Source organism: Micrococcus sp. CH7, from assembly GCF_001595485.1.
Classification (GTDB): Bacteria; Actinomycetota; Actinomycetes; order Actinomycetales; family Micrococcaceae; genus Micrococcus; species Micrococcus luteus.
In genome coordinates, this window is the sequence record NZ_LOSQ01000029.1 from 1 (window position 1) to 23,481 (window position 23,481).

A 23,481-nucleotide genomic window follows, 5' to 3' on the forward strand; every position below is an offset into this window, starting at 1 on the left:
GTTGACTCGAAGGATCACACGGTGGCCGCGTCCACGTCTGGAACGACGTGCCCGACCACCGGGCGCTACACCACTATGCGGGACTCAACTCGCGCCGCCGAACGCGCTCGGGACCGGGGCAAACCCGCCGGCCAGCGCAAAGCCCAGGGCCGGCTCGTCGAAGGCCAGGCCGTCACGAACTGGAAGCAGGCCCTCGCCCAGCTCGCCGCGGCCTACCCCGACCGGATCAACCCCTACCTGTGACCACCCCGCTTACACAGACAAGTTGACACGCCCGGTACTTCCATCCTGCGGGAGAGGCCCACTCGTCTCATCTCAGCCCGGTACCCATGTCAAGAACCTCATGACCCACAACACCTAGGCCGTCTGGTCCAAGCGATATTCATGCGGCCAGTGTCGCATCAGACGCACGCCGGGAGGCCCCTCGGCGAAAACTCCCGTGACGCATCTGCCCAGCCACTCTCCGTGTTCGGACTAAGGGCGCAAACGGTCGTGTGGGGCGGACTGAATCCTCGCCACAACCCTCGCCAGACAGCTCCCACGCGGGGCCCGCTCCGCTGGAAACCGACCCGCAGCTGGCACCCAACTCCCCCTAGGCCATTCCGGTCTTGACTGATCGTTCTGGAACGATCATTCTGTAACCATGCCCAGGCCCAGAGAGTTCAACGAAGCGACCGCCATTGCCGCGGCGGTAGACGTCTTCTGCAACCGCGGGTTCCACGCCACCTCCGTCGAGGACCTCGTGCGGGCCACGGGCGTGAACCGCAGCAGCCTCTACGGCGTCTTCGGCAGCAAGCAAGGCCTGTTCCTGCGCGCCCTCGACCACGTATGCGAGCCAGAAGTCGACCCCGCCACCCGACTGGACCTCTGCCTGGTGGCGCTGACCGATCTTGCTCCGTCCGATGAGCGCATACAGCAGAAGGTCGCCGCCGTCCTCGCCCGCTTCCACATCACCCCCGCCGTCCTCGCCGAGCGCCTGTTCACCCGAGCCGGCATCTCGACCCCGCAGAAAAGGAGCACCTCATGAGCAACAACACGGTCACCATCAAGGATGGCACCCTGACCATTGAGCCCACCGGCCTAGACAAGCTGTGGTCCTTCACTGGCAAGCTGCAGTTCCCCCTGGAGCACGTCCTGGGCGCGACCTACGATCCAGACCTGCGCAACGAGCCCAAGGGGTGGCGTGGCCCCGGACTGGGTCTGCCGAACAAGCTCTCCGGCACCTTCCACGCTGGCGGGAACAAGCAGTTCTGGAACATCTCAGGCTACGAGAAGGTCGTCGTCTTCACCCTGAGCCCGGAGGAGGAGTACGAGCGCGTGATGGTCACGGTCGAGGACCCCCACGAGGTCGTGCGGCTCGTCAACGGGGCGATCGAACCCGCCCAGAGCTAAACCATCAGAGAATCGGGGCGCCGACGGATCGCCCCGCCCGTCCGGCAAGCTCGCCCAGGCGGCACAATCGGTCGTTTGTGACGAGGGGCCCCGCCATGCGCCGTGTGCGCCCCCTCCGGCCCTGTCCGCCCGCCACACGGCTCGCCACAACCAACCCGCTAGAGCGGCAGCCGCCCGTACGTTTCGGGCGATCCCTGGGGCCCGCGGGGGCGCCCACCTGGACACCCAGTTTTCACGCCGACCGGATCCCGCCCGACATGCGAAGAGTTCCCCGCGCATCAGGTGGAATCTGCCTGCATCTCTCCGGCAAAAGCCCTTGCCCACCGATCCGCGTCGTGACACAGTTCACCCCATGATGCAGCAGCAGTGACCCCGGGGGTCCGACGACCCACCACCGGCCTCCCCACGCGCCCGTCTCGAGCACGGCTCGACGGGTGCCTCTGCGCCCACCCCTTTCTGCAGAAAGCAGTCACCGCATGCCTGACATCATCGAATTCCCCCTGCCCGCCTCGCCGGACGACCCCCGCTGGCGGGCCTACTGCCAGCTCGGCGACGAGTACAACCACGAGCTGATCGGCACGACCGAGTGGGATGAGACCCCCACGGATGCGCTCATCCAGGCCGCCGCCGAGACCGACCACACGCAGCGCCGCTACCTGGCGTACGTCGACGGCGATGCGGTCGGCTACGCCCGCGTCCTGATCAACCACGTCGACGACCCTGACGCGGCCGCCCTCAACGTCTACGTCCACCCGCGGCACCGCGGACGCGGCCACGGCCGCGCACTGGCCGAGCGGCTCGTCCAGGACACCGCCGGCCTCACCCGTTTCGAGACCTGGCCGCTGACGCCGCGGCCGGTGGCCGGGCCCCGGACGCTCACCCCGCCCAACGGCGCCGGCGCGGTGCCCGCCGAACATCCGGGTGTGCGTCTCGCCCAGTCCTACGGCTTCGCGCTCGCCCAGATCGAGCGGGTGAGCCGGTATGACTTCGCCGATCCGGGGATCGACCCCGCCGTCGCCCTGGCCGAGGCCGAACGCGTCTCGCCGGACTACGAGCTCCACGCCTGGGAGGGCGCGGCCGACGCGTCCCTGCAGGACGACCTCGCCGTCCTCAAGGCCCGCATGGCCACGGACGTGCCCTCCGGGGAACGCACCGTGGTGGAGCAGGTCTGGGACGCTGCCCGCGTGCGTCGCATGGACGAGCAGATCCTCACGACCGGGCGGCTCTTCCGCGCGGTGGCGCGGCACCGTGCCACCGGTCGGATCGTCGCCCTGAGCGAGCTGGTGGCGCCCCGCTCGCGCCCGGACGGTCTCATCGACCAGTGGGACACCATCGTGCTGCCCGAGCACCGCGGCCACCGCCTCGGCATGCGCGTGAAGGCGGCGAACCTCATCGCCGTGCGCGACGCGCTGCCCGAGGCCCGCGCGATCATCACGTGGAACGCCGAGGAGAACCGGCACATGCTCGACGTCAACGAGGCGCTGGGCTTCCGGCCCGTGCTGGTCGAGGCGTCCATGGAGGCGCCGGCACCCCTGCGACGTCGCTGACGGTCCGCGACCTCGGTGCCGCCTCACCCCCGCTCGAGCGTCCGCTGGGCCGCCTCCCGCACCGCCCGCGTGAGCCGCACCAGGCGCGTCACGGGCAGTGTGGCCGCCTGCCAGTACAGGGGTACGAGGACGTCGTCGAGCCCGGGCACGCGGACCAGCCGGCCGGCGCGCACGTCCTCGACGGCCTGGGCGTCCACGAGCATCCCCCACCCCAGGCCGGCCCGGACGGACCGGTGGAACCCGTCGAACGACGGCGCCAGGTGCGTGGGCGGGGCGACGTCCAGCCCGGCGCCGCTCAGCGCGAGGCGCTGCAGGTCGTCCTTCGCGTTGTAGCGCATCATGGGCATCGCGCCGAGGTCGACGACGTCGCCCGCCGCGTGCCGGGCGAGCAGGGCGGGCGAGGCGAGCGGGACGTAGCGCATGCTCCCCAGCGGCTCCGCCGCACACCCCTGCACCGGCTGCGGCTCCGTGGTGACGGCGGCCAGCACCTCGCCCCGGCGCAGCAGCCGGGCGCTGTGGTCCTGGTCCTCGACGTGCAGGTCCAGGACCGTGTCGTCCCAGTCGGCGGCCTCGGCCAGGACGGGCCCGAACCACGTGCCCAGCACGTCGGCGGGCACGGCCAGGGAGGTGACGCTGCGCCCGGCCGCCGTGCGGCCCAGCCCGGCCCACGCCTCCTGTTCGAGCACCCGCATGTGCCGGGCCACGCGCACCAGGCCGATGCCGGCCTCGGTCGGCTCGCAGGGTGTGCCGCGCCGGAGCAGCACCTGGCCCACCTCCCGCTCCAGGGCGCGGATGCGCTGGCTGACCGCGGAGGCGCTGACGCCGAGCTCGTACGCGGCCGCTTCGAACGAGCCCTCGTCGGCGATCGCACGTAGCGCCTGCAGCTGATCCAGGTTCATGAAGCAGAGCTTAGGCACCTGCAGTTCTCTTCGTTTGGCTCAGGCCCGGCCGGGCTCTAGCGTCCTCACCCATGTGGACCCTCGCCGGCACCGGCCTGCTCACCGGACTCGCCCTCATCGTCGCCATCGGCGCCCAGAACGCCTTCGTGCTCCGCCAGGGCGTGCGCCGGGAGCATGTGGGCGCCGTCGTGCTGGTGTGCATGGCCTCGGACGCCGTGCTGATCCTGGCCGGGACCGCCGGGGTGGGCGCGCTCGTGCAGGCCGTGCCGTGGCTGCTCGAGGTGCTGCGCTGGGGCGGCGCCCTGTACCTGCTCTGGTTCGCGGTCTCCTCCCTGCGTGCCGCGCTGCGCCCGCAGGGGCTCGTGGCCGAACAGGCGCCGCGCACCGCGGGTTCGGTCATCGCCACCACGCTCGCGCTGACCTGGCTCAACCCGCACGTCTACCTGGACACCGTGGTGCTGCTGGGCAGCCTCGCCAACCAGCACGGTCCCGACGCGCGGTGGGTCTTCGCCGCCGGTGCCGTCGCCGCCTCGGTCCTGTGGTTCACCGCGCTCGGCTACGGCGCGCGCCTGTTGGCCCGGGTGCTCGCCGACCCGAAGGCGTGGCGCGTGGTGGACGTGGTGATCGCGGTGGTCATGGCGGTGCTCGCGGTCCGGCTCATCGCCGGTTCCGGCGTGTGGGGGTGAGCCGACAGACGCCGGTTCTGGCGTCGGGCTGAATCAAGGTCGCTCAACGTCGACCCGCCAGAGCTGGGCTCGTGCGGCCTCCGCGAACAGGGGTGCACCGCACGGCACCAGCCGCTCAAGGACGTCCCTGACGGTCAACGGAGGATTCCGTGTCGCGCCCGCTTGGGCTGCGAGGGCCGTCATCACTCGAGCCGGGTCCAGGTCGAGCTGGTTCATGAAAAACTCATCCGGACTCTGCACCTCGATGTCGAAGGACTCAACGACCTCCCGCGGGAAGTCCTTCAGATTCGCCGTGACGATCAGGTCAGCACGTCCCTGGATCGCGGCGGCGACCACATGCCGATCATCGGGGTCCGGAAGATCGATCCCGGGCACGAGCTGCTCCCACCCCTCGACCCGCGCGTCGTCGAAGGCGGCGTCCATGACCCCGGCACGGTGACGCGCCGCCCCCGACGCACGCATGTCTGGATGCATCGCTTCCAGTGCGCGCACCGTCTCGTCGAGGATCCGCCCGCTCCATACCGGCCGATAGAGGCCCGCCTCGGCCAGATGCAGCAAGGTGTCCGCTTGGGCGATGGGCACGAGGACGCACGCGTCGAGCACCGCGCTGAAGCGCGCCACTACCCGCGCTCACCCCGGAGGTCGGCGCGAGCCTGACGCAACGCCTCGCGGTAGGACTCCGCCTTCTGGTCGTAGAGCCCCGCAGACGAGGCCTCCCCTACGAGGTCGCTCAGCGAGGCACGCCGCTCCCCGCGCTTCCGCTGCTGATAGGACACGACGTCTTGGAGCCGGATGCGTCGGTGCCGACCACCGGTCGTCCTCTCGTACGGCAACGCGCCCTCCTCGAGCAGCCTCACCAGCGTGGGACGACTGATGCCGAGGAAGTTCGCCGCCTCCTGTGTCGTGAGCAGCTGGTCGACGGGTGCCACCGTGATGGCCTTGCCCACCCGCATCGCCTCGACGACGTCCCGCAGGACGTTGAAAGCCTCTGGCGGCAGGGGGACCTTCTGCCCATCAGGGCCGACCAGGGCGGCCGGCTGCGTCAGGCCGTCGAGGAACCTGCCGACGTCGAGCATCTCCTCGAGGTCCGTCGGCGGCAGCACCGTGTGCTTGTCATTCACCGTCGCAGTCATGGAACAAGACTACCCGCGAAAACGAAAAATTCGCAGTTTCCTCTCGCGTCCGCTTCCCCGCTCCGGGGCGCTGCGTCAACCGCGCGCGTAGGCGAGCGACTCCTCGATGATCCCGACGACGACGGCCAGCTCTGCCTCGTCCCGCGGACCGTAGAGCATCCACTCCGTGCCGAAGTCCGCGTAGCCATGCGGTTCGAGCCATCCGAGCTCGGCCAGACGGACGCCGCGCTCGGGCGCCAGGACGAGGTGCACTGACGTGTCGTCCACCCCATGCAGGTGCACCGGCTCCCAGCGCCGGCCTGGTGAGAGGTTGACCTCCGGGGTGCGCTCCTCCGGCCGGCCTGTCAGGTGGAGGGCGCGCGACGTTGCTGGCGAGACGGTGCTGTGGCCCTCCTCGACGCCGTCGAGGGCGAACACCGCAGCGACCAGACGGCCCCACAGCTCCGGCGATGATCGCTGATCAAGCTGTCGGTGGGGCCCCTCGGTCGACGTCGCGGGACGACTGCCCGGCCGGGGATCGTCAGCGGTGAGCCGGACACGGGGGCTCGCATCAGGATCCATGCAGACGATCCTGACGGGGCCCCGCCGGCCAGGCAAGGCCATCAGGCCCCCCTCACTCCCCGCCCAGCTCCTCCCGGAGGATCCGCGCGCCGGCCACGAGCGCGGCGGTCTTGTCCCGCGCCACGGAGCGAGCCAGCGGCGCCATGCCGCAGTTGGTGCTCGCGATCAGCTTGTCCGCGTCCACGAACTCGAGGGTCTCCCGGAGGGTCGCCGCGACCTCCTCGGGCGTCTCGATCTCGTCGCTCGCCACGTCGATCGCGCCGACCATCACCTTCTTGCCGCGCAGCAGGCCGATGAGCTCCGCCGGCACCCGGGAGTGGTGCCGCTCCAGGGCGATCGTGTCGATCGTGGACTCGCGCAGCAGCGGGAACGACGTCTCGTACTGGCGCCACTCCTCCCCGAGCGTGGCCTTCCAGTCGTTGTTCGCCTTGATCCCGTAGCCGTAACAGATGTGCACGGCCGTCTCACACGTCAGGCCCTCGGCCGCACGTTCGAGCGTCGCCACGCCCCAGTCGCGGACGTCGTCGAAGAACACGTTGAACGCGGGCTCGTCGAACTGCACGACGTCGACGCCCACCGTCGCCAGCTCCCGCGCCTCCTCGTTGAGGATGCGCGCGAACTCCCACGCGAGCTTCTCGCGGCTGCCGTAGTGGCGGTCGGCGAGGGTGTCGATCATGGTCATCGGCCCGGGCAGGGTCCACTTGATGGGCCGGTCCGTCCGCGCGCGCAGAGCCTTCGCGTCGTCCACGAACACCGGCGCCGGCCGGCCCACCTCCCCGACGACGGTCGGCACGCTCGCGTCGTACCGGTCGCGGATCCGCACCGTCTCGCGCCGGTCGAAGTCCACGCCGCCGAGGTGCTCGATGAACGTGGTGACGAAGTGCTGGCGGGTCTGCTCGCCGTCGCAGACGATGTCGATGCCCGCACGCTCCTGATCGGCCACGGCGAGGGCGAGCGCGTCGAGCTTGCCCTCGCGCAGCTGCTCCCCCTCGAGCTTCCAGGGCGACCAGAGCGTCTCCTCCTCGGCGAGCCAGCCGGGCTTCGGCAGGCTGCCGACGAGGGCGGTGGGGATCAGGGTGGTCATCGGGTCTCCTCGGTGTCTCGTGCGGCGTGGGCGGCGGCCCAGCGCTCCAGCAGGTCGCGGTGCGGGCCCACGAAGTGCTCCTGCGTGTACTCCCCCTGCTCCCGGCCGAGGCGGGCCCGCTCCTCGCGGTCGTAGGCGATCCGGGTCTGCGAGAAGTCGCCGTGGTCCAGGCGCGGCCGGTAGACCTCGCCGGCCCCGGCGTTCGCGTTGTAGATCTCCGGCCGGTAGATCCGCTGGAAGGTCTCCATGGTGGCGATCAGCCCGGCCAGGGAGAGGTTCGCGTGGTCGTTGAGCAGGTCGCCCCGCGAGTAGAACGCCAGCGGCGCCACGGCCCCGCGCGGCAGGAAGCACCGGATCCCCAGGCCCATCCGGCCGAAGTAGCGGTCCGTGCGGGAGGGCTCGTCCTGGCGGTACTCGACCCCGAGCACCGGGTGCTCGTTCGTCAGCCGCCGGTAGGTGCGGCTCGTGGACACGCTGATGCAGATCACGGGCGGCTGCGGGAACCGCTCCCGGTACGCCTGCGAGTCGAGCAGGTGCCGGAACAGCCGCCCGTGCAGGTCGCCGAAGCCGTCGGGCTCCTCGGTCCCCGGCGACGTCGCCGCGTGCGCGGGCAGCACCACGGAGAAGTCGTGGTCGCGGACGTAGGAGGAGAAGTTGTTCCCCACACTGCGGCCGAGCACAGCGCCCGTCGCACGCTCGACCACCCGCACGTCGAGCATCTCCATGAGCGGGAAGTCGACGTCTGCGCCGTCGTCGGCGGTGAAGTGCACGTCGATCGAGACGATCTCGATCCGTGCCGTGTAGCGGTCCCGCTCCGGGTTGTCCCAGGGGGCGAGGTCGTTGAGGCGCCCGTCGATCATGGCCAGGGCGGCGCGCAGGTTCTCCCGCCGGTCCGCGCCGCGGGCGAGGTTCGCGAAGTTCGTGGTGGCGCGCGTGCTGGCGGCGGGCGTGTAGTCCTCGTCGAACGGCGTGGTGTGGATGCTGAACGTCAGGTCGTCCACGCGGGCGGGCGCGGTGCTCGGGACAAGGGTGGCGTGGCTCATCGGGTCCTCTCCGGGGTGCGGGCGCGGGTGGTGCGGTGGTGGGCGGGGGCGGGACGGGGCACCGCGGACGACGACGGCGCCCCGCGGCCGGCGGCGACGCGTGCGGCGCACTCGAGGCCCGCCTCGAGGTCCGCCTGCAGGTCGGCCACGTCCTCGATGCCGACGGAGAGCCGGACCAGGTCCGTGGGGACGGCCAGGGGCGTGCCCCGCACGGAGGCGTGGGTCATCTCGGAGGAGTAGCAGAGCAGCGATTCGACCCCGCCGAGGCTGACCGAGAGCGCGAACAGCTCGGTGGCCTCGGCGAACGCGCGGGCCGCGGCCTCTCCCCCGGCCAACCGGACGGAGACGATGCCGCCGAAGCCGTCCATCTGCCGCGCGGCGAGCTCGTGGCCCGGGTGGTCGGGCAGCCCGGGGTAGAAGACCTCGGCGACCTCGGGGCGGCCCTGCAGCCAGCCCGCGAGCGCGGCGGCGTTGGCGCCGTGCCGGTCCATGCGCAGGCCGAGCGTCTTGAGGCCGCGGGCGGCGAGGTAGGAGTCCTGCGGGCCGGCGACCGCGCCGGCGGCGAACTGCTGATAGGCCACCGCCTCGGCCAGCGCCCGGCCGCGGAACTCGCGGTCGGCCACCACCACGGCGCCGCCGAGCACGTCCGAGTGCCCGCCGATGTACTTGGTGGTGGAGTGCACCACCACGTCCGCGCCGAGGTCGAGGGGCCGCTGGAGGTAGGGCGAGGCGAACGTGTTGTCCACGACCAGCAGCGCGCCGGCGTCGTGGGCGATCTGCGCCCAGGCGGCCAGGTCCGCGATGCCGAGCAGCGGGTTGGAGGGCGTCTCCACCCACAGCAGCGCGGTGCGGCCGGGACGGACGGCCGCGGCGACCGCCGTCGGGTCGGTGATGTCCACGGGGGTGTTGGACACACCCCACGGCTCGAGGACGGTGGTGATGAGGCGGTGGGTGCCGCCGTAGCCGTCGCCGCCCAGCACGATGTGGTCGCCGGGGCGCAGCACGGCCCGCAGGAGGGCGTCCTCGGCGGCGAGCCCGGAGGCGAACGCGAACGCCCGGTCGCCGTGCTCGAGGGCGGCGAGCTGGGTCTCGAAGCCGTTCCGGGTCGGGTTGGAGCCGCGGCTGTACTCGTGCCCGGCGCGCAGCACGTTGATGCCGTCCTGCACGAAGGTGCTGGTCTGGTAGATCGGCGGCACCACGGCGCCGGTCAGCGGGTCGGGCTCCTGGCCGGCGTGCACGGCGGTGGTGGTGAAGCCGCGGACGGCGGGACGGGACACGGAGCGGGTGGTGTGGTGGACGGCGGTCATCTCAGCGCACCTCCTGGGTGACGGCGGCGGTCTCGGGGACGGCGGGCGTGGTGGCGGGGACGGCCGGCCCGGCGGCGGACACCACGGCCAGGGCGCGGTCCAGGTCCGCGATCAGGTCGTCGGGACACTCCAGCCCGATGGAGAGCCGGACGGTGGTCTCGGCGATCCCGGCGTCCTCGCGCTGCTGCCGCGTCAGGCGACAGTGCGTCATGGTCGCAGGGTGGGAGACGAGGGACCGGGCGTCGCCGACGTTGACCACCAGCTGGAACAGCTCGAGCGCGTCGAGGAACGGGGCCACGGCCTCGGGGCCGCAGGCCAGGTCGAAGGAGAACACCGAGCCGACGCCGTCCGGGAAGTCGCGGGCGGCCAGCGCCGCGCTGGGATGTCCGGCCACGCCGGGGTGGTGCACCCGCGCGACGACGGGGTGCCCGGCCAGGTGTTCGGCCACGGCCAGGGCGGTGGCGGTGTGGCGGGCCACGCGCAGGTCGAGCGTCTCGAGCCCCTGGATGAACTGCGCCGCGCTCGCGGGGGCGAGGGTGGGGCCGAGGTCGTGCAGGAACTTGCTGCGGGCCAGCGTCAGGTAGGCTCCGCGGCCGTGCCGCTCGACCAGCGTCTGCCCGCCGTAGCGGGCCTTGGGCCGGGCCAGCTGCGGCCACCGGTCCGGCGCCGCGCCGTAGTCGAACGTGCCGCCGTCCACGATCGCGCCGCCGAGCACCGCGCCGTGCCCGCCGAGGAACTTGGTGGCCGAGTGCACGACGATGTCGGCGCCGTGCTCCAGCGGCCGGTAGAGGGCCGGCGTCGCGAGGGTGCTGTCCACCACCACGGGCACGCCGGCCGCGTGGGCGAGGTCCGCGAGCGCGGGCAGGTCCGGGAGGGAGGCGAGCGGGTTGGTGATGGCCTCGAGGAAGAACGCGCGGGTGTCGGGCCGGACCGCGGCGGCCCACGCGGGCGGGTCCGCCGGGTCCGCGAAGGTGACCTCGATGCCGAAGTCCGCGAACGTGTCCGTCAGCAGGTCGACGGTGCCCCCGTAGAGCTGGCTGGAGGCGACCAGGTGCTTGCCGCCCTGCAGCAGCGCCAGCAGGGACAGCGCGACGGCGGCCTGGCCGGTGGCCGTGGCGATCGCGCCGATGCCGCCCTCCAGTGCGGCGAGGCGGTTCTCGAACACGGCGACGGTCGGGTTGCCCGTGCGGCTGTAGGTGAAGCCGGGGGTCTCGAGCCGGAACATCGATGCCGCCGTGGCGTGGTCCGGGAAACGGAACGCCGTGGTCTGGTGGATGGGCGGGACGACCGGCCGGTGGGGTGCGGCGGGCTCGTAGCCGGCGTGGACTTGTTGTGTGGCGTGACGGGGCATCTGCTCTCCTCCATCGGTCCTGGCGGTAGCACCGGGCCTGCCGTTCCCGGGGGTCCGGGTGCGGCGGGCGGGTTGCTGCGGCGTCGTCGAGCCAGATCTCTCGGCCGCTCTGGATGGGTGGTGAGCCCATCCCACGCGGTGGGCCGCCGCGAGTCCAGCGGACGGCCGGCTCCCACGTCACATGAGCCGCCACCGCGCCATCCAGGACCGGCCGGAGCCTCTCCGGGGCGCGGCGGGCCGTGGCGGACTCGTGTGACGGACCGGCGTGGAGGGGGGGTGTGTCAGACTCCCGGGCATGACGCAGAGCACACCGGGCGGACCGGCCGTGGACCTGCCCGACTTCCGGCCCTCGGGCAACCAGGGCGTGGACCCGGCGCTGTACGAGATCGAGAACGCGGCCATGGACCGTGAGGGCGCCCTCTGGGCGGCGCTGCAGGAGGCGGCGCCCTGGGCCGGGCGGACGCTGCTCGACCTCGGTGCGGGCACCGGCTTCTGGCTGCCCCGCTACGCCGACGCGGCCGAGACGATCGCCGTCGAGCCGGACGTGCGCCTGCTGGGGGCCGCCCGCGCCCGCCCCGGCGGGGCGCGCGTGCTGTACGGCTCGGCCGCGCGGATCCCGCTGCCGGAGGCGAGCGTCGACGTCGTGCATGCCCGGTTCGCGTACTTCTTCCCGCACCCGCACTGGGACGTCCGACCCGGCCTGGACGAGGTCGCCCGGGTGCTGCGGCCCGGCGGCGCGCTCGTGGTGATCGACAACGACACCGAGCGCGGCCAGTTCGCCGAGCTGCTGCGGGCGAGCACGAACGCCGCGGCGCAGGGCCAGGACACGTACGCCCGCGAGTGGTGGGCCGGCGTCGGGGCCGAGACCCGTGAGGTCATGAGCTCGTGGACCTTCGACTCCCGCGCCGACCTCGAGGCCGTCCTGCGGCTGGAGTTCGAGCGAGGGGTCGCCGACGCGTGGCTCGCCGAGCACCCCGCAGCGACGTCGCTGAGCTACGGCTACCTGCTCCACGTGTGGCGGTGAGCACGGACCCGCGTCGCCAGACGCCTGCCCCCCGCACCCCTGACACTGGGACGCCCCCGCCGCCGGAAGGACGGGCGCGGTGGCTGGTCGCCTCCAACGCCCTCGACGCGGGTGGCCGGTCCGCCTCGGACGTCGCCCTGGACGTCCTGGCGGTGCTCCTGCTCGGCGTGGGCGCCGACGGCATGGGCGTGCTGATGACGCTCTCCGGGTTGGGATTCTTCCTGCTCGGCGTGCCCATCGGCATCGTGGTGGACCGACACCTCAGCCCGCGGCTGCTCGCGGCCACCGGCCTCGCCAAGGCGGCGGTGCTCGGCTCGCTCGTCGTGGCGTGGGCGCTCGACGCGCTCACGTTCGGTCACCTCGCCGCCGTCATGGCCCTGCTGGGCGTGCTCACGGTGCTGGCCGAGACCACCCAGACCGCGCTCGTGCCGCGCGTCGTGCCGGCCACCGCCGTCGCCCGCCTGACGGCGCGGCTCGAGTCCGCCGACGCCGCCCTCGTGTTGATCGTGCCCGCCGCGGCGGGCGTCCTCGTCGGGTCGCTGGGCGCAGGGCCCGTGCTCGGCATCGCGACGGCGTTCCTCTTCGCGGCGGCGATCGTCGCGCTCCGGGTGCGGTTGCGGCCCTCCGCCGCGGCGGACGTCCCGGACGACGACGGGGACCCCGGCGTCGCGGACGTCCTCTCCCGCTGGGCCCGGTTCGGGAAGGACGCCGCGGAGGGGTGGACGGTCCTGCGGCGCACCCCGGTCCTGTGGCTGCTGACGATGGGGTCGGTGGCCGCCAATGTGGGCATGGCCCTCTTCGCCCCGGTCGAGGCGGTCTGGATCCTGACCGACCTGCGGCTCGGGCCGGAGTTCCTGGGCGTCCAGATCACCGCGGGCGCGGTCGGGGCACTGGCGGCCTCGTCCCTGGCGGGCCGGGCCATCGACCGCCTGGGCGAGCGCCGGTGCATCCTCCTCGGCTCGGTCGGCTGCGCCGTGGCCGTGGGGCTGCACCTGCTGGCCTACGTCGACCGCGCTCATGCCGGGCCGTGGCTGCTGGCCGGCGCGGCCCTCTGGGGGTTCATGGTCCTGCTCGGGAACATCACCCAGGCCGCCGTGACCGCCCGCGCCTGCCCCGAGGGCACGCTCGGGCGGGTCACCGCGATGCGCCGCACCCTCACCCGGGGCTCCGTGCCGCTGGCGACCCTCGCGGGAGGTGCGCTCGGGGCGACGCTCGGGGTCGGCTGGGCGCTCGCGGGGTGGCAGGTCCTGGCGGTGGTCTCGCTGGCCGCCGTCGTGCCGGCCGCGCGGTGGGTGGATGCGGGGCGCGACGACGTCGACTGAGGCCGAGACGCTGACGCGGACGCCGAGGTCGCTTAATGTGTGGCCATGGTCAGCCGCCCCGTGCTCCAGCAGCCGGTCGTCGACGCCGCCGACATCCGTTCCGTCGCGGAGTTCTACCGCGAGCTCCTCGGCCTCCACTACCGCGCGGGCGACGAGCTCGCGGACGGCCGCGAGCCGGACAGCGCGGACTGGCTCGTGCTGCTGGACGACGACGGCCGCCGCGTCCTGACATTCCAGCGCACCGAGGAACTGAAGCCCAGCACGTGGCCGTCACCCGAGGTGCCGATGCAGCTGCACCTGGATTTCACCGTGCCGGACCGCGATTCCCTCGACGCGGCCCACGGCCACGCCCTGCGCCTGGGCGGGCGCCTCGTCCAGGACCGCTCCGACGACGCGGACGAGCCCCTGTACGTGTTCGCGGACCCGGCCGGCCACCCCTTCTGCGTCTTCGTGGGGTGAGCGCGGCAGACCGCGGCACGGCTCAGTGCCGTCGGTAAGGTCGTCGGGTGATCCCGCAACCCACCGATCGACTCACGTTCCGGTGCATGACCGACGCTGACCTCGACGACATGTGCCGGCTCCTCGGAGACGCGGAGGTCATGCGCTACTACCCGCGAGCCAAGTCGCGCAACGAGGTGCAGCGGTGGACCCGACCCGGACGCGGCCGATCCGATGGGCCCGATGCCCCACGACCCCTCCTGGGCCGGCGGCGGGGACGACTCCCTGCTCCAGCGCGCCGCCGAGACCGCCCGCGACCTGCTGCCCGGCAAGGACTGACCCGGGGGCCTCCGGCAGGAGGGCCAGGGGTGGGCGTGTCGGCCTGACCCTTGGTTGACTTGCGACGACGTCGGCCCACCCCACCCCGGGCGCCGTCGGACAGGGGGCGCTCACCCGGCGCCCCTCCCACCACGCCTGAGGAGGGCACCCATGGCTGATCAGCAGATCCCCGAGACGAAGAACTCCGACGCCCCCGGCGACCAGGACCAGGCCGCGCAGCAGGCGCCCGCCGAGGTCGACGGCCTCGCGGCCAAGGCCGAGCAGTCCGAGAAGGAGACCGAGGAGAACGACGAGGGCGGCTACGGCCACTGACCGACCACCTCGTCCCACCGACGACGCCCCGGGTGCCGCGCGCATCCGGGGCGTCGTCGCGCCCGGGGGGGCGTCAAGGTCGGCATCCGATGCCCCATCCCCTTGCACCCACCGGCAGTCGATGACTGAGTGTCACTCAGAGATATATCCCTCAATGATTCTCGGGGAGTGGCGGGACCCCGATGATCCGCATCTCCACACCACGTTGAAGAAGCTCAGGGATGCCGGGTTCATCGAGGAGTTCGACGGCGACGACGCCCGACGCGTCCATCGCCTCACCCCCGGGGACGCGGCGTCCTGATGAGCGACATCGAGCGCCGGCGCGGAATCCTGGCGATGGCCGACCAGATCATGGAGACGACATGAGCACCACACGCATGAGCAGTGGGCCGGCCTTCACCCCGGAGAAGGACCTCGCGAGGTTCGAAGACACGGCCCGCCGCGGCCAGCGGCTGACCGGGTTCTCCCTGGCCGCCCACGGCTGGCGCTTCGAGGACGCCGAGCCCGAGGACGTCGTCTTCGACATGTCCTACGAGACCGACCCCGACGACCACCACTTCGACCTCTTCCGGGCCGCCGGCTGGACGCCCGCGCTCACCTACGGCCACATCCGCCTCTTCAAGGCCGCCCCCGGTACCACCCCCGTCCACACCGGCACGGAGTCACGACTCGAGGAGGCGCTCGGCAACCGCGCCCTGTTCCTGCGGTACACCGCAGTGACGATCGCCGCCGTGCTCCTGGTGGTGCTGGCGATGGCGGCCGCCGACTGGCCTCTTGCGGCGGTGCTCGCCACCGTCGCGGGCCTCTACGTCCTCTCCTTCACGGACCTCGAATGGCGAGGACTCATCGGCTGGGGGCTCTTGCTGCTGGGTCTGGCGTTCCACATCGTCCGGTTCGGGCTGAAGCCCCCGTCGGACCCGGACCGGCGCCGATGACCACCGCGCCGGCCGAGGCGGCGCGCACCGCCGTCGTCGAGCCGCCGCCCGGCTACGCGGTGCTGGGGTGGGCGTTGGTGTTCGTCACGGCGCTCCCCTTGGTCCTCTTGCTCGTGCTGGATCAGGCCCTACGGTCGGCGGGCATCCTCGTGATCGCCGCGGTGAGCCTCGGGCTGGTCGTGTGGCTGAGCCAGGTGGCGTTCCTGCGCGCCCGCATCGAGCTCGCGGCGGACCCCGCCGCCGGCGTACTCCGCCTCCGGGCCCCGCTGTACTCCCGCGAGCTGCCCCTGGACTCACTGGCCACGGTGGAGGTCCAGGACGACGTCGGCCCGGGCGTCGCCTACATCAACTGGCCGGTGACGGGGCGGGCCCGCTCCCGCCGCGGCGTGCGCCTGGACCTCGGCGGCCCCGCCGGGCTGGTCCTCACCACCCACGACGGACAGCGGTTCACTGTGGTGACCCCGGATCCAGAGACGGCCGCGGAGCTGCAGGCGACGGTGACCCAGGCGACGTCGAGCGGCGACGTCCGGAATCGACTGCAGAAGTGACCCCTCTGACGCCCGCTGACACCCCCAGAAGGGTCACTTCCGCAGTCGATTCTCAGGTGTGCGCGCGACGCCCGTCCGTCGCACCCGCCCCCGCCCGCCGCATCGGCACGTGCGGGATGCCGTCCTCGAGGAACTCCGGCCCGTCCGGCGCGTAGCCCCAGCGGGCGTACCAGTGCGCCAGGTGGGCCTGGGCGTCCAGCACGCTCGGCCGCCCGCCGATCCGGGCGACCGCCTCGTCCAGCAGCGCCCCGGCCAGGGCCCGGCCCCGCGCGTCGGGGTGGGTGACGACGCGGCCGATGCGGGCGACGTCGCCGTCGTCCAGCAGCCGCAGCGTGGCGACGGGCGTGCCCGCCTCGTCCTCGACCCACAGGTGGACGGTGGCCGGCTCGAGGTCGCGGCCGTCCAGGTCCAGGTAGGGGCAGTCCTGCTCGACGACGAACACCAGCGACCGCAGCTGCCAGAGGCGGTAGGCCGTCGTCCGGTCGAGCTCGTCGAAGCCCGCGGCATGGACGGCAGGGGCGGGGCCGGGTGTGGCGGCGGGCGGCGTGGGGGCGGGGCGCTCGGGCATGAGCCGATGGTGCCACGGGAGCGTCCGACGCCCGGCGCCCGACGTGCTCCTGAGTGCTCCGGCGTCGCCGAATCCACTGCGGAACTGACCCTTCTGGCGACCGCCACCGCCCTCAGAAGGGTCACTTCCGCAGCGGATTCTCAGCCGTCCTCGCGGCGCAACGGCACCGGGACCGGTTCGGGCTCAGGCTCCCCGGTGGTGGTGGCCGCGAGCACGCCGTGTGCCGCCGCGGTCAGCACGGCGGCGAAGAGTCCCACACCCAGCGCCGTGGCGGCCCCGTCCGCGAGCAGGGGGATCACCATGCCCGGCACGATCGCGACCCCCACCATCACCACCGCGAACCACGCCGTACTCCCCCGGCCGGCGTAGAACACCTGACGCCCCGCCTCCTCCTGGTCCACCCGGTGGTGCACGTCGCGCAGGGCGAGGACCACGCCCAGGAGGCACGCCGTCAGCAGCCCGACCGCCCATCCCAGCCCCAGCTCGTGCCGCAGTCCGGACACGACGCCGGCGCATCCCACGAGCGCCGCCGCGACGGCGATCCGCACGTGCCAGACCTTCTCCCGCTCCATCCCGTCCATGGCCCCACCCTGTCAGAGCGCGGGACGAAGGGCGAGGCGGCCGCAGGACCTCCCCTTCTGCTCAGGACCGTGTCCTGAGGACACGGTCCTGAGCACGACGTGAGGTCCGGAGGAGCAGCGTGCTTCAGGGAGCCTGCCGCCTGCCCTCCAGCCGGGCCAGCACCCACTCCCACTGCCGCGGCGTGCTCAGGCGCAGCACCGGCGCCCCCTCCGCCGCGGCCTCCCGCTCCCGGGCCCATGCCCGCTTGCGGTCGAACGTGGCGGCGTGCCAGCGCAGGATCGACTCCTCCCCGAGCACCCGACGCCAGGACTCGCGGTTGCCGTTGCACATCTCCCCCTGCCCCACCACCCGGCGGATCGTGCGCCGCACCAGGCGCGTGAAGGTCCGGGCCCGCGAGTAGTCCAGGGCGATGACGACGTCGGTCCGCTTCATGACCATCGGCCGGTAGAAGCCGTAGGCGGAGTCCAGCACCCAGGCCTCCCCCGCCGTGACCGAGTCCGCCAGGGCGGTCTGCTCGGCCTCCGGCCGCGGGACCCAGCCCGGCAGCCAGCCGAACTCCTCGTCCACGAGGGTGACCGGCAGGCCGAGCACAGCGCCGAGCCGCACGGCCGCGGTGGACTTCCCGGCCCCCGTGACCCCGTGGAACAGGACGCGGCGGGCCTGCCGCACGTGGTCGATCGAGGCGGAGGGCATGGGAGGAGGCTAACGGCCGTGACACGATGGCCCCGGTCGCACACAGCAGGAGGGAAACGATGACACAGGTGCACACAGGCAACGCTCACAGGCAGATCGTGGACGGCCAGCGCGTCCGCGGGATCAGCCGGGCGGGTCATCCGGTGGTCTTCGGCGGGCTGATCGGGGTGGTCGGCGGCATGGCCTTCCTGCTCGCCGGGATCGCCGGGTTGCCCGGCGACGCTCAGAGCATGCTCCGCAGTGCGGCGGTCGCCCTCGCCGTCTTCGCCCTCGCGGCGGTCCTGCTCCGCCGCCGGACCCTGCCCGCCCTGCCGCCCCCGGCGCCCGGGGCGCTGCGGGTGTACGGGGCCGCCGTCGTCGTGATGCTGCTGCTGTTCCCGGTGACCCGTCTGGTGGCCCGGGCCGCAGACGCGCCGACGGCGCAGATCGCCCTGGTGGCGGCCGTGGTGGGCGCGCACTTCCTGCCGTTCGCGCGCGCGTTCGGCGCGCCGGTGTTCCGGTGGATCGGCGGGTCGATGCTGGTCCTGGGCCTGGTCGGCGCCCTGGCGGCGATGCTCCGCGTGCCCGCCGCGGGACCGGCCGGGGCCGCGGCGGCCGGCGCGGCGATGCTGCTGATCGTGGCGGGGCAGGCCCTGCGGCAGGGGGCGCCCGCCCCGGGTGACAGACTGCGCGCATGACCGACGCCCCCTCCCGCGCCGAGGCCAACCGGCGCACCTACGACGACGCCCGCCTCGCCGCGATCTACGACGTGGACAACCCCGCGGGCGAGGACCACGCGTTCTTCCGCCGGGTCGCGGACGAGGTCTCGGCCGCGCGGGCCAGCACCCGCATCGTCGACCTCGGCTGCGGCACCGGCATCCTGACGGTGACGCTCGCGGGCCCGGGGCGGGACGTTGTCGGGATCGACCCGGCCGAGGCCATGCTCGCGGCGGCCCGCGCGCGCCCGGGCGGGGACGGCGTCGAGTGGCGACACGGGGATGCGGGGCTGATCGCGCCGGACTCCGCCGACCTGGTGGTGATGAGCGGCAACGTGGCCATGCACCTGGTCGACGACGACTGGCACGCGTCGCTGCGGCGCATCGGTGCGGGGCTCGTGCCCGGCGGCCGCCTGGTCTTCGAGACGCGCAACCCCGTCCGGCGCGCGTGGGAGGGCTGGCAGCAGGACCCCACGGAGCGCACGATGCCGGCCGGGCGGGTCCTCGAGTCGGAGCGCACCTCCGCCCCGGACCGGCACGGGGTGGTGACGATGCGCGTGCGCACCGAGTTCCTCGACTCCGGGGAGGTGTCCGAGGTGGACCAGCACCTGCAGTTCCGCTCCGCGGAGCAGGTGCGCGCGGACCTGGCCGCAGCGGGGCTGCGGGTAGAACGGCTCTCCGGAGACTGGCACCGCACGGCCTTCGACCCCGCCGAGCACCCGCTCATGGTGGTGGAGGCGGTGCGGGACTGACCGGGCGGTGGACGGCGAGCCCCTATGCCCCTCAGCCCCCGAACCCGACCGCCGTGTCCGGGGTGAGGTCGCCGTCGCGCAGGCCCTCCAGCACGAGCCGCTCGTAGTCCGGAATCGGGCTCGGCAACGAATCCAGGGGGAACCACTCCAGGTGGGAGGCCTTGCCGGGCTCGCAGATCCGCGGCTCACCCGCCCAGGACCGGCAGGCCCAGAACCAGTCCACGCGCTGCTCGCGCGGGGTGTCCGTGCCGTCCGTGCGCTGCATGACGGTCAGCAGCTCGAGGGCAGCAGGCTCGATCTCGACGCCGAGCTCCTCCGCCGTCTCCCGGACCGCCCCCTGCCGGGCCGCCTCCCCCGGCTCCACGTGCCCGGCGGCGCCCGCCACCCAGAACCCGTCCATGTACCCGGTGTGATGCCGGCGCTGCAGCAGCACCTCCCGTCCCCGCAGCAAGAGGACGAAGGAGGAGGGCACGAGGGCGAAGGAGTGGGCGGCCATGGGCACCATCATCGCCTCACGGGACCGCCACTGCGGCCGGTGCGTGGATGACGCCCGTGACCTGGGCATTCGCTGGGAACTGCCGCTAGCGTGGGCGCCATGGCCTCCCCCTCCGTCACGGCTCGGCCCGTCGGCCGCCCCGCCCCCGACCTCCACCGCCGCCTGCTGCTGTCCGGGATCCTCTTCGGGGTGGGCGTGGCCGCCTTCGTCGACGAGGTCGTCCTGCACCAGCTCCTGCACTGGCACCACTTCTACGACCTGTCCACCGCGGCCGTCGGCCTGGTCTCCGACGGACTCTTCCACGCCTTCGGCTGGTTCGCCGCCGTGGCCGGGCTGTTCCTCTTCGCGGACGTGCGACGCCGCGGCGGCCCCGGCGTCGGCCGGTGGTGGCCGGCGGTGCTGATCGGCGCGGGCGCGTTCCAGGCGTGGGACGGCACCGTCCAGCACAAGCTCATGAGGATCCACCAGATCCGGTACGAGGTCATCCCCACGGAGCTGCAGGGCACCGGCCCGTACGCGCCCGTGGACGACATCCTCGTGTACGACCTCGTGTGGATGGCCATTGCGATCGCCTTCCTCGTGATCGGCACCCTGGCGTGGCGGCGCGGCTCCCGCCGGGCGGCCGCCCGTGCATGAGCACCCCGGCGGGATCGGGGCGGAGCTCGGCGCCCAGGCGGCGAGCGCCCCGTTCCCGCTGGCCGGCGTCGTCATCGGCGGCGGACTCCTGCTGTTCCTGGTCGCCTATGCGGCGCTGGTCCGCGCCGGACGACGCCGGGGCCGCGCCTGGTCCGACGCGCGCACCCTGAGCGCGGCCGCGGGGGTGGTGGCCGGCGTCGTGGCGGTGGGACCGCTGGGGGTGCTCGGCCACCACGACTTCACGGCCCACATGTGGGGGCACCTGCTGCTGGGCATGCTCGCCCCGCTGCTGCTGGTGCTGTCCGCGCCGGTGACCGTGGCCCTGCGGGGCCTGCCCGTGGCGTGGGCGCGGCGGCTGTCCCGGGTGCTGTCCACGCCGTACGTGCGGGTGGTCTCGCACCCGGTGGTGGCGGGGCTGCTGAACATCGGCGGGCTGTGGCTGCTCTACACCACACCCCTGCACGCCTGGATGCATGCCTCCGCGGTGGGGCATCTGCTGGTGCACGTGCACGTGCTGCTGGCCGGGTGGGTGTTCACCGCCGCGATCCTGCAGGTGGACCCGGCACCGCACCCGCACGGATACCCGCTGCGGGCAGGTGTGCTCGTGGCGTTCCTCGCGCTGCACGCGATCCTCTCCAAGCACGTCTACGCGCATCCGCCGGCGGGCGTGGGCGTGGCGGAGGCCCAGGCCGGCGCCCAGCTCATGTACTACGGCGGCGACTGGATCGACCTCGTGCTGATCGCCGTCTTCTGCCTGGACTGGTACCGCCGCACCGCGCCGGTGCGGTCGGGGCGGGGCGGTGTGGTGGCCCGGGCGGCGTCCTGAGAAGACCGCTCGATGTGCTCAGGACCGCGTCCTCATGACGCGGTCCTGAGCACAGCAGGCGGTCGCGGGGATCCTGCGCCCCCGCCCGCGCCCCGGCTCAGTCGAGTCCCGCGGCCAGCTCGTCCAGGAAGGCCTTGAGCTCCTCCCGCTGTCCGGCCGGCCCGGGGTAGCGGTCGGCCATGCGTGCGGGGATGTCGGCGGCGGCCTCGCGCAGGTCCCGGCCGGCGGGGGCGAGGGAGATGAGGCGACGCCGCTCGTCGTCGGCGCTGCGGGCACGGGTGACCAGGCCGGCGTGGTCGAGGCGGCGCAGCAGCGGGGTGAGGGTGCCGCTGTCGAGTCCCAGGCGCGCGCCGATGTCGTTCACGCCCACCGGCCCGTCCTCCTGCCAGAGCACCAGCATCACGAGGTACTGGGGGTAGGTGAGGCCCAGCTCCTCGAGCAGGGGCCGGTAGGCGCGGGTCACCGCCCGGCTGGCGCGGTAGAGGGAGAAGCACAGCTGGCGGTCGAGGTCGAGGGGGGTGACGTCCACCCGGACAACCTACCCCGCAGACAACTGGATTGCACACAACCTGATCGCGGACTACCTTGGACCGTGGCCGCCGTCGAGCGGCCCCCGGCACCCCGGGCCAGACACCGTCAAGGAGCACACCGTGATCGAGATCGAGCCCCTCTACACCACCGAGGCCATCGCCACGGGCGGCGGCCGCAACGGCCACGTCCGGACCGCGGACGGCCGCGTCGACATGGACCTGGCGATCCCCGCCGAGATGGGCGGCAGCGGCGACGGCGCCAACCCCGAGCAGCTCTTCGCCGCCGGCTACGCCGCGTGCTTCCACTCCGCCCTGCAGAGCGTCGCCCGCCAGGCCAAGAAGAAGCTCGGCGACTCCTCCGTGGGCGCCCGCGTCTCGATCGGCAAGGCCGGCGAGGGCTTCGGCCTGGCCGTCACCCTCGAGGTCGTCATCCCGGACCTGCCCCAGGACGAGGCGCAGCAGCTCGCCGACGCCGCCCACCAGGTCTGCCCCTACTCCAACGCCACCCGCGGCAACATCCGCGTGGACGTTCAGGTCGTCGACGACTGACCGCTCGGCGCGGCGGCCTCCGCGGCCACCCGCGGATCCGAGGGCTGGAGCACCATCACCAGCAGGGCGATCGCACCGAGCACGGGCAGCAGCGCCAGGAGCAGCCAGGCGCGGCTGAGCCCGGCGTCGTGCAGGCGCCGGGCCGTCAGCGCCCAGGCGGGCACCAGATGGAGCAGGCCCCAGACCCCCGAGAAGGCCTGGTAGGCCTCGGTCATCGAGTCGACGGCGGGGACGCTGAGACCGCTGACCGCGAAGCCGGGGAACACGACGGCGGAGGGGGCGGCCGTCGTCGTGTCCGCCCCGAGGGCCTCGAACAGGAGGGTGATGCCGAGGGACAGGTACAGCACCACCCACCAGAACTCGGCGCGCCCGCCCCGGCCGCCGAACTGCGCGTAGCGTCCGTAGAAGCGGCCCACGGCCCGGAGGAACGTCATGGCCGAATCCTGGCCCATGAGGTGGCCCGAGTCGATGCCCTCCCGCGTATCCGCACGTCAGGGCGCCGGTAGCCTGGCGCGCATGCCCTCCCCCTCCGGCTGGCAGGCCCAGCACGACGCCGACTACCGCGCCCACTGGCACGCCCTCGCCGCCCGCGCGGACCCCGACGCGCTCACGTGGGTGGTGCTGGGCGACTCGGCCGCCGTCGGGATCGGGGCCGAGAGCGTGGAGCGCACGTACGTGGCCCAGGTGGCCGAGCGGGTGGCCGCCGAGACCGGCCGGCCCGTGCGGGTGGTGAACCTCGCCGTCAGCGGGGCCATGGCGAAGGACGTGCTCGCCGACCAGCTGCCCCTCATGCCGGCGAGCGGGGTGGACGCGGTGACGTGCGTCGTCGGCGGCAACGACGTCACCTGGGCTTGGCGGTTCCGCGAGGCCGCCTTCGAGGAGCCCCTCGAGGCGATCGCCCGCGCCCTGCCCGCCGGCGCCACGCTGGGCCTGGTCCCGACGTTCCGCATCCCGCCGTTCGAGGCTCGCGTGCGCCGGGCGAACACGGTGGTGCGGCGGGTGGCCGCCCGGCACGGCCTCGGCGTGGCGGACGTGCACGCGGCCACGTGGCGGCGGAATCTGAGGCACCAGGTCAGCCGCCTGGCCCGGGACCTGTTCCACCCCAACGGCGCCGGCTACGAGGACTGGGCCGCGGCGGTCGCCCCCGAGGTGCTGCGGCAGGTGCGGGGTCAGGCACCGGCCGCCTGAGGACTCCTCCCCGCCGCGCGCGAAGCGCACATCCGGCGTCCCTCA

Annotated in this window: 31 protein-coding genes and 2 pseudogenes; 19 read left to right on the top strand and 14 right to left on the bottom strand. The window is 73.3% G+C overall.

The features are described 5' to 3' along the window. From AUV08_RS12225 to AUV08_RS07995, 4 genes and pseudogenes are all read left to right on the top strand, one after another. Positions 1–243, top strand: a pseudogene (locus AUV08_RS12225) (hypothetical protein); the annotation flags it as partial. 400 nt (positions 244–643) lie between these two features. Then, positions 644–1,027 (top strand): TetR/AcrR family transcriptional regulator, encoded by a 384-nt coding sequence (locus tag AUV08_RS07985; protein WP_044659263.1) that lies wholly within the window; start codon positions 644–646, stop codon positions 1,025–1,027. Beyond that, positions 1,024–1,392 (top strand): hypothetical protein, encoded by a 369-nt coding sequence (locus tag AUV08_RS07990; protein ID WP_044659264.1) that lies wholly within the window; start codon positions 1,024–1,026, stop codon positions 1,390–1,392. The genes AUV08_RS07985 and AUV08_RS07990 overlap by 4 nt, the downstream gene beginning before the upstream one ends. A 476-nt stretch (positions 1,393–1,868) precedes the next feature. Continuing rightward, positions 1,869–2,939, top strand: coding sequence for a GNAT family N-acetyltransferase (locus AUV08_RS07995; RefSeq protein WP_061873176.1), 1,071 nt, complete (start codon positions 1,869–1,871; stop codon positions 2,937–2,939). A gap of 23 nt (positions 2,940–2,962) precedes the next feature. On the opposite strand, the gene AUV08_RS08000 is transcribed toward AUV08_RS07995, so the two are convergent. Then, entirely contained in the window at positions 2,963–3,838 is an 876-nt protein-coding gene (locus tag AUV08_RS08000; protein WP_012751104.1) for an ArgP/LysG family DNA-binding transcriptional regulator, read from the bottom strand. Between the two features lie 71 nt (positions 3,839–3,909). Here AUV08_RS08000 and lysE point away from each other — a divergent pair, with 71 nt between their 5' ends. Then, positions 3,910–4,524, top strand: a complete 615-nt coding sequence (gene lysE, locus AUV08_RS08005; protein WP_036314948.1) for an L-lysine exporter — start codon at positions 3,910–3,912, stop codon at positions 4,522–4,524. Positions 4,525–4,557: 33 nt separating this feature from the next. Here lysE and AUV08_RS08010 read toward each other — a convergent pair whose 3' ends face one another. The 7 genes from AUV08_RS08010 to AUV08_RS08040 all read right to left on the bottom strand — a co-directional run bounded on the left by AUV08_RS08010 (position 4,558) and on the right by AUV08_RS08040 (position 11,003). Beyond that, positions 4,558–5,145, bottom strand: coding sequence for a PIN domain-containing protein (locus AUV08_RS08010; protein WP_036314945.1), 588 nt, complete (start codon positions 5,143–5,145; stop codon positions 4,558–4,560). After that, positions 5,145–5,657 carry a helix-turn-helix domain-containing protein gene (locus AUV08_RS08015; protein ID WP_036314943.1) on the bottom strand — a complete coding sequence of 171 codons (513 nt, stop codon included), beginning with the start codon at positions 5,655–5,657 and terminating at the stop codon, positions 5,145–5,147. Before AUV08_RS08015 ends, AUV08_RS08010 begins: the two co-directional genes overlap by 1 nt. 75 nt (positions 5,658–5,732) lie before the next feature. After that, complete coding sequence (locus tag AUV08_RS08020) at positions 5,733–6,074, bottom strand: luciferase family protein (protein WP_036314941.1); 342 nt, start codon at positions 6,072–6,074, stop codon at positions 5,733–5,735. A gap of 196 nt (positions 6,075–6,270) precedes the next feature. Further along, positions 6,271–7,302 (bottom strand): methionine synthase, encoded by a 1,032-nt coding sequence (locus AUV08_RS08025; RefSeq protein WP_061867627.1) that lies wholly within the window; start codon positions 7,300–7,302, stop codon positions 6,271–6,273. Then, complete coding sequence (locus AUV08_RS08030; protein ID WP_061867626.1) at positions 7,299–8,345, bottom strand: DUF1852 domain-containing protein; 1,047 nt, start codon at positions 8,343–8,345, stop codon at positions 7,299–7,301. The genes AUV08_RS08025 and AUV08_RS08030 overlap by 4 nt, the downstream gene beginning before the upstream one ends. After that, positions 8,342–9,652: a cystathionine gamma-synthase gene (locus AUV08_RS08035; protein ID WP_061866802.1), complete on the bottom strand. Its 1,311-nt coding sequence runs from the start codon at positions 9,650–9,652 to the stop codon at positions 8,342–8,344. The genes AUV08_RS08030 and AUV08_RS08035 overlap by 4 nt, the downstream gene beginning before the upstream one ends. 1 nt (position 9,653) lies before the next feature. Then, positions 9,654–11,003, bottom strand: a complete 1,350-nt coding sequence (locus AUV08_RS08040) for an O-acetylhomoserine aminocarboxypropyltransferase/cysteine synthase family protein (protein WP_061873177.1) — start codon at positions 11,001–11,003, stop codon at positions 9,654–9,656. A 295-nt stretch (positions 11,004–11,298) separates the two neighbouring features. Between AUV08_RS08040 and AUV08_RS08045 the strand changes: the two genes are divergently transcribed. The 8 genes and pseudogenes from AUV08_RS08045 (at position 11,299) to AUV08_RS12235 (ending at position 15,921) form a co-directional block, all read left to right on the top strand. Beyond that, entirely contained in the window at positions 11,299–12,027 is a 729-nt protein-coding gene (locus AUV08_RS08045) for a class I SAM-dependent methyltransferase (RefSeq protein ID WP_061866800.1), read from the top strand. Next, entirely contained in the window at positions 12,024–13,349 is a 1,326-nt protein-coding gene (locus AUV08_RS08050) for an MFS transporter (protein ID WP_230955748.1), read from the top strand. The genes AUV08_RS08045 and AUV08_RS08050 overlap by 4 nt, the downstream gene beginning before the upstream one ends. A gap of 45 nt (positions 13,350–13,394) precedes the next feature. After that, positions 13,395–13,808, top strand: coding sequence for a VOC family protein (locus AUV08_RS08055; RefSeq protein WP_061873178.1), 414 nt, complete (start codon positions 13,395–13,397; stop codon positions 13,806–13,808). Positions 13,809–13,855: 47 nt separating this feature from the next. Beyond that, positions 13,856–13,990: pseudogene (locus AUV08_RS12320) on the top strand (GNAT family N-acetyltransferase); the annotation flags it as partial. Positions 13,991–14,276: 286 nt separating this feature from the next. Continuing rightward, a complete protein-coding gene (locus AUV08_RS11975; RefSeq protein WP_153239435.1) occupies positions 14,277–14,438 on the top strand; it encodes a hypothetical protein in 162 nt (53 codons plus the stop codon). 121 nt (positions 14,439–14,559) lie between these two features. After that, on the top strand, positions 14,560–14,739 hold the full coding sequence (locus tag AUV08_RS12070) for a hypothetical protein (RefSeq protein ID WP_158184041.1): 180 nt from the start codon (positions 14,560–14,562) through the stop codon (positions 14,737–14,739). A 61-nt stretch (positions 14,740–14,800) separates the two neighbouring features. Next, positions 14,801–15,373: a DUF2812 domain-containing protein gene (locus AUV08_RS08060; protein ID WP_049145701.1), complete on the top strand. Its 573-nt coding sequence runs from the start codon at positions 14,801–14,803 to the stop codon at positions 15,371–15,373. Further along, positions 15,370–15,921 (top strand): hypothetical protein, encoded by a 552-nt coding sequence (locus tag AUV08_RS12235; RefSeq protein ID WP_225348748.1) that lies wholly within the window; start codon positions 15,370–15,372, stop codon positions 15,919–15,921. Before AUV08_RS08060 ends, AUV08_RS12235 begins: the two co-directional genes overlap by 4 nt. Positions 15,922–15,973: 52 nt before the next feature. Here AUV08_RS12235 and AUV08_RS08070 read toward each other — a convergent pair whose 3' ends face one another. From AUV08_RS08070 to AUV08_RS08080, 3 genes are all read right to left on the bottom strand, one after another. Next, the gene (locus tag AUV08_RS08070; RefSeq protein ID WP_049145708.1) at positions 15,974–16,489 is read right to left on the bottom strand and encodes a GNAT family N-acetyltransferase; all 516 of its coding nucleotides are present in this window, start codon (positions 16,487–16,489) and stop codon (positions 15,974–15,976) included. 140 nt (positions 16,490–16,629) lie between these two features. Next, on the bottom strand, positions 16,630–17,070 hold the full coding sequence (locus AUV08_RS08075; RefSeq protein ID WP_061866799.1) for a hypothetical protein: 441 nt from the start codon (positions 17,068–17,070) through the stop codon (positions 16,630–16,632). 124 nt (positions 17,071–17,194) lie between these two features. After that, positions 17,195–17,764 (bottom strand): adenylate kinase, encoded by a 570-nt coding sequence (locus AUV08_RS08080; RefSeq protein WP_049145716.1) that lies wholly within the window; start codon positions 17,762–17,764, stop codon positions 17,195–17,197. A gap of 59 nt (positions 17,765–17,823) precedes the next feature. Between AUV08_RS08080 and AUV08_RS08085 the strand changes: the two genes are divergently transcribed. Both AUV08_RS08085 and AUV08_RS08090 read left to right on the top strand, forming a co-directional pair. Continuing rightward, complete coding sequence (locus tag AUV08_RS08085; RefSeq protein WP_036341240.1) at positions 17,824–18,441, top strand: hypothetical protein; 618 nt, start codon at positions 17,824–17,826, stop codon at positions 18,439–18,441. Next, positions 18,438–19,211: a bifunctional 2-polyprenyl-6-hydroxyphenol methylase/3-demethylubiquinol 3-O-methyltransferase UbiG gene (locus AUV08_RS08090; RefSeq protein WP_010080016.1), complete on the top strand. Its 774-nt coding sequence runs from the start codon at positions 18,438–18,440 to the stop codon at positions 19,209–19,211. The genes AUV08_RS08085 and AUV08_RS08090 overlap by 4 nt, the downstream gene beginning before the upstream one ends. Before the next feature lie 31 nt (positions 19,212–19,242). Here the strand turns inward: AUV08_RS08090 and AUV08_RS08095 are convergent, their stop codons facing one another. Beyond that, positions 19,243–19,707: an NUDIX domain-containing protein gene (locus AUV08_RS08095; RefSeq protein WP_061873179.1), complete on the bottom strand. Its 465-nt coding sequence runs from the start codon at positions 19,705–19,707 to the stop codon at positions 19,243–19,245. Positions 19,708–19,806: 99 nt separating this feature from the next. Here AUV08_RS08095 and AUV08_RS08100 point away from each other — a divergent pair, with 99 nt between their 5' ends. Together AUV08_RS08100 and AUV08_RS08105 are read left to right on the top strand one after the other, a co-directional pair. Next, positions 19,807–20,343: a DUF2243 domain-containing protein gene (locus tag AUV08_RS08100; RefSeq protein WP_010080014.1), complete on the top strand. Its 537-nt coding sequence runs from the start codon at positions 19,807–19,809 to the stop codon at positions 20,341–20,343. Continuing rightward, positions 20,336–21,169, top strand: coding sequence for a cytochrome c oxidase assembly protein (locus AUV08_RS08105; RefSeq protein WP_061866798.1), 834 nt, complete (start codon positions 20,336–20,338; stop codon positions 21,167–21,169). The genes AUV08_RS08100 and AUV08_RS08105 overlap by 8 nt, the downstream gene beginning before the upstream one ends. A gap of 97 nt (positions 21,170–21,266) precedes the next feature. Here AUV08_RS08105 and AUV08_RS08110 read toward each other — a convergent pair whose 3' ends face one another. Further along, complete coding sequence (locus AUV08_RS08110) at positions 21,267–21,698, bottom strand: MarR family winged helix-turn-helix transcriptional regulator (RefSeq protein ID WP_061873180.1); 432 nt, start codon at positions 21,696–21,698, stop codon at positions 21,267–21,269. 121 nt (positions 21,699–21,819) lie between these two features. On the opposite strand from AUV08_RS08110, the gene AUV08_RS08115 reads away from it, so the two are divergent. Next, the gene (locus tag AUV08_RS08115) at positions 21,820–22,248 is read left to right on the top strand and encodes an organic hydroperoxide resistance protein (protein ID WP_036341242.1); all 429 of its coding nucleotides are present in this window, start codon (positions 21,820–21,822) and stop codon (positions 22,246–22,248) included. Here the strand turns inward: AUV08_RS08115 and AUV08_RS08120 are convergent. Further along, entirely contained in the window at positions 22,230–22,682 is a 453-nt protein-coding gene (locus AUV08_RS08120; RefSeq protein ID WP_061866797.1) for a DUF805 domain-containing protein, read from the bottom strand. The genes AUV08_RS08115 and AUV08_RS08120 overlap by 19 nt on opposite strands. An 82-nt stretch (positions 22,683–22,764) precedes the next feature. Here AUV08_RS08120 and AUV08_RS08125 point away from each other — a divergent pair, with 82 nt between their 5' ends. Further along, entirely contained in the window at positions 22,765–23,436 is a 672-nt protein-coding gene (locus tag AUV08_RS08125; protein WP_010080009.1) for an SGNH/GDSL hydrolase family protein, read from the top strand. Positions 23,437–23,481 lie beyond the last annotated feature (45 nt).

Excerpts from the sequence above, each read along its gene's own strand:
- AUV08_RS07985 (WP_044659263.1), top strand. The coding sequence starts at position 644 with ATGCCCAGGCCCAGAGAGTTCAACGAAGCGACCGCCATTGCCGCGGCG.
- AUV08_RS07990 (WP_044659264.1), top strand. The coding sequence starts at position 1,024 with ATGAGCAACAACACGGTCACCATCAAGGATGGCACCCTGACCATTGAG.
- AUV08_RS07995 (WP_061873176.1), top strand. The coding sequence starts at position 1,869 with ATGCCTGACATCATCGAATTCCCCCTGCCCGCCTCGCCGGACGACCCC.
- AUV08_RS08000 (WP_012751104.1), bottom strand. The coding sequence starts at position 3,838 with ATGAACCTGGATCAGCTGCAGGCGCTACGTGCGATCGCCGACGAGGGC.
- lysE (WP_036314948.1), top strand. The coding sequence starts at position 3,910 with ATGTGGACCCTCGCCGGCACCGGCCTGCTCACCGGACTCGCCCTCATC.
- AUV08_RS08015 (WP_036314943.1), bottom strand. The coding sequence starts at position 5,657 with ATGACTGCGACGGTGAATGACAAGCACACGGTGCTGCCGCCGACGGAC.
- AUV08_RS08025 (WP_061867627.1), bottom strand. The coding sequence starts at position 7,302 with ATGACCACCCTGATCCCCACCGCCCTCGTCGGCAGCCTGCCGAAGCCC.
- AUV08_RS08030 (WP_061867626.1), bottom strand. The coding sequence starts at position 8,345 with ATGAGCCACGCCACCCTTGTCCCGAGCACCGCGCCCGCCCGCGTGGAC.
- AUV08_RS08035 (WP_061866802.1), bottom strand. The coding sequence starts at position 9,652 with ATGACCGCCGTCCACCACACCACCCGCTCCGTGTCCCGTCCCGCCGTC.
- AUV08_RS08040 (WP_061873177.1), bottom strand. The coding sequence starts at position 11,003 with ATGCCCCGTCACGCCACACAACAAGTCCACGCCGGCTACGAGCCCGCC.
- AUV08_RS08045 (WP_061866800.1), top strand. The coding sequence starts at position 11,299 with ATGACGCAGAGCACACCGGGCGGACCGGCCGTGGACCTGCCCGACTTC.
- AUV08_RS08055 (WP_061873178.1), top strand. The coding sequence starts at position 13,395 with ATGGTCAGCCGCCCCGTGCTCCAGCAGCCGGTCGTCGACGCCGCCGAC.
- AUV08_RS11975 (WP_153239435.1), top strand. The coding sequence starts at position 14,277 with ATGGCTGATCAGCAGATCCCCGAGACGAAGAACTCCGACGCCCCCGGC.
- AUV08_RS12070 (WP_158184041.1), top strand. The coding sequence starts at position 14,560 with ATGACTGAGTGTCACTCAGAGATATATCCCTCAATGATTCTCGGGGAG.
- AUV08_RS08060 (WP_049145701.1), top strand. The coding sequence starts at position 14,801 with ATGAGCACCACACGCATGAGCAGTGGGCCGGCCTTCACCCCGGAGAAG.
- AUV08_RS12235 (WP_225348748.1), top strand. The coding sequence starts at position 15,370 with ATGACCACCGCGCCGGCCGAGGCGGCGCGCACCGCCGTCGTCGAGCCG.
- AUV08_RS08070 (WP_049145708.1), bottom strand. The coding sequence starts at position 16,489 with ATGCCCGAGCGCCCCGCCCCCACGCCGCCCGCCGCCACACCCGGCCCC.
- AUV08_RS08075 (WP_061866799.1), bottom strand. The coding sequence starts at position 17,070 with ATGGACGGGATGGAGCGGGAGAAGGTCTGGCACGTGCGGATCGCCGTC.
- AUV08_RS08080 (WP_049145716.1), bottom strand. The coding sequence starts at position 17,764 with ATGCCCTCCGCCTCGATCGACCACGTGCGGCAGGCCCGCCGCGTCCTG.
- AUV08_RS08085 (WP_036341240.1), top strand. The coding sequence starts at position 17,824 with ATGACACAGGTGCACACAGGCAACGCTCACAGGCAGATCGTGGACGGC.
- AUV08_RS08090 (WP_010080016.1), top strand. The coding sequence starts at position 18,438 with ATGACCGACGCCCCCTCCCGCGCCGAGGCCAACCGGCGCACCTACGAC.
- AUV08_RS08095 (WP_061873179.1), bottom strand. The coding sequence starts at position 19,707 with ATGGCCGCCCACTCCTTCGCCCTCGTGCCCTCCTCCTTCGTCCTCTTG.
- AUV08_RS08100 (WP_010080014.1), top strand. The coding sequence starts at position 19,807 with ATGGCCTCCCCCTCCGTCACGGCTCGGCCCGTCGGCCGCCCCGCCCCC.
- AUV08_RS08120 (WP_061866797.1), bottom strand. The coding sequence starts at position 22,682 with ATGACGTTCCTCCGGGCCGTGGGCCGCTTCTACGGACGCTACGCGCAG.
- AUV08_RS08125 (WP_010080009.1), top strand. The coding sequence starts at position 22,765 with ATGCCCTCCCCCTCCGGCTGGCAGGCCCAGCACGACGCCGACTACCGC.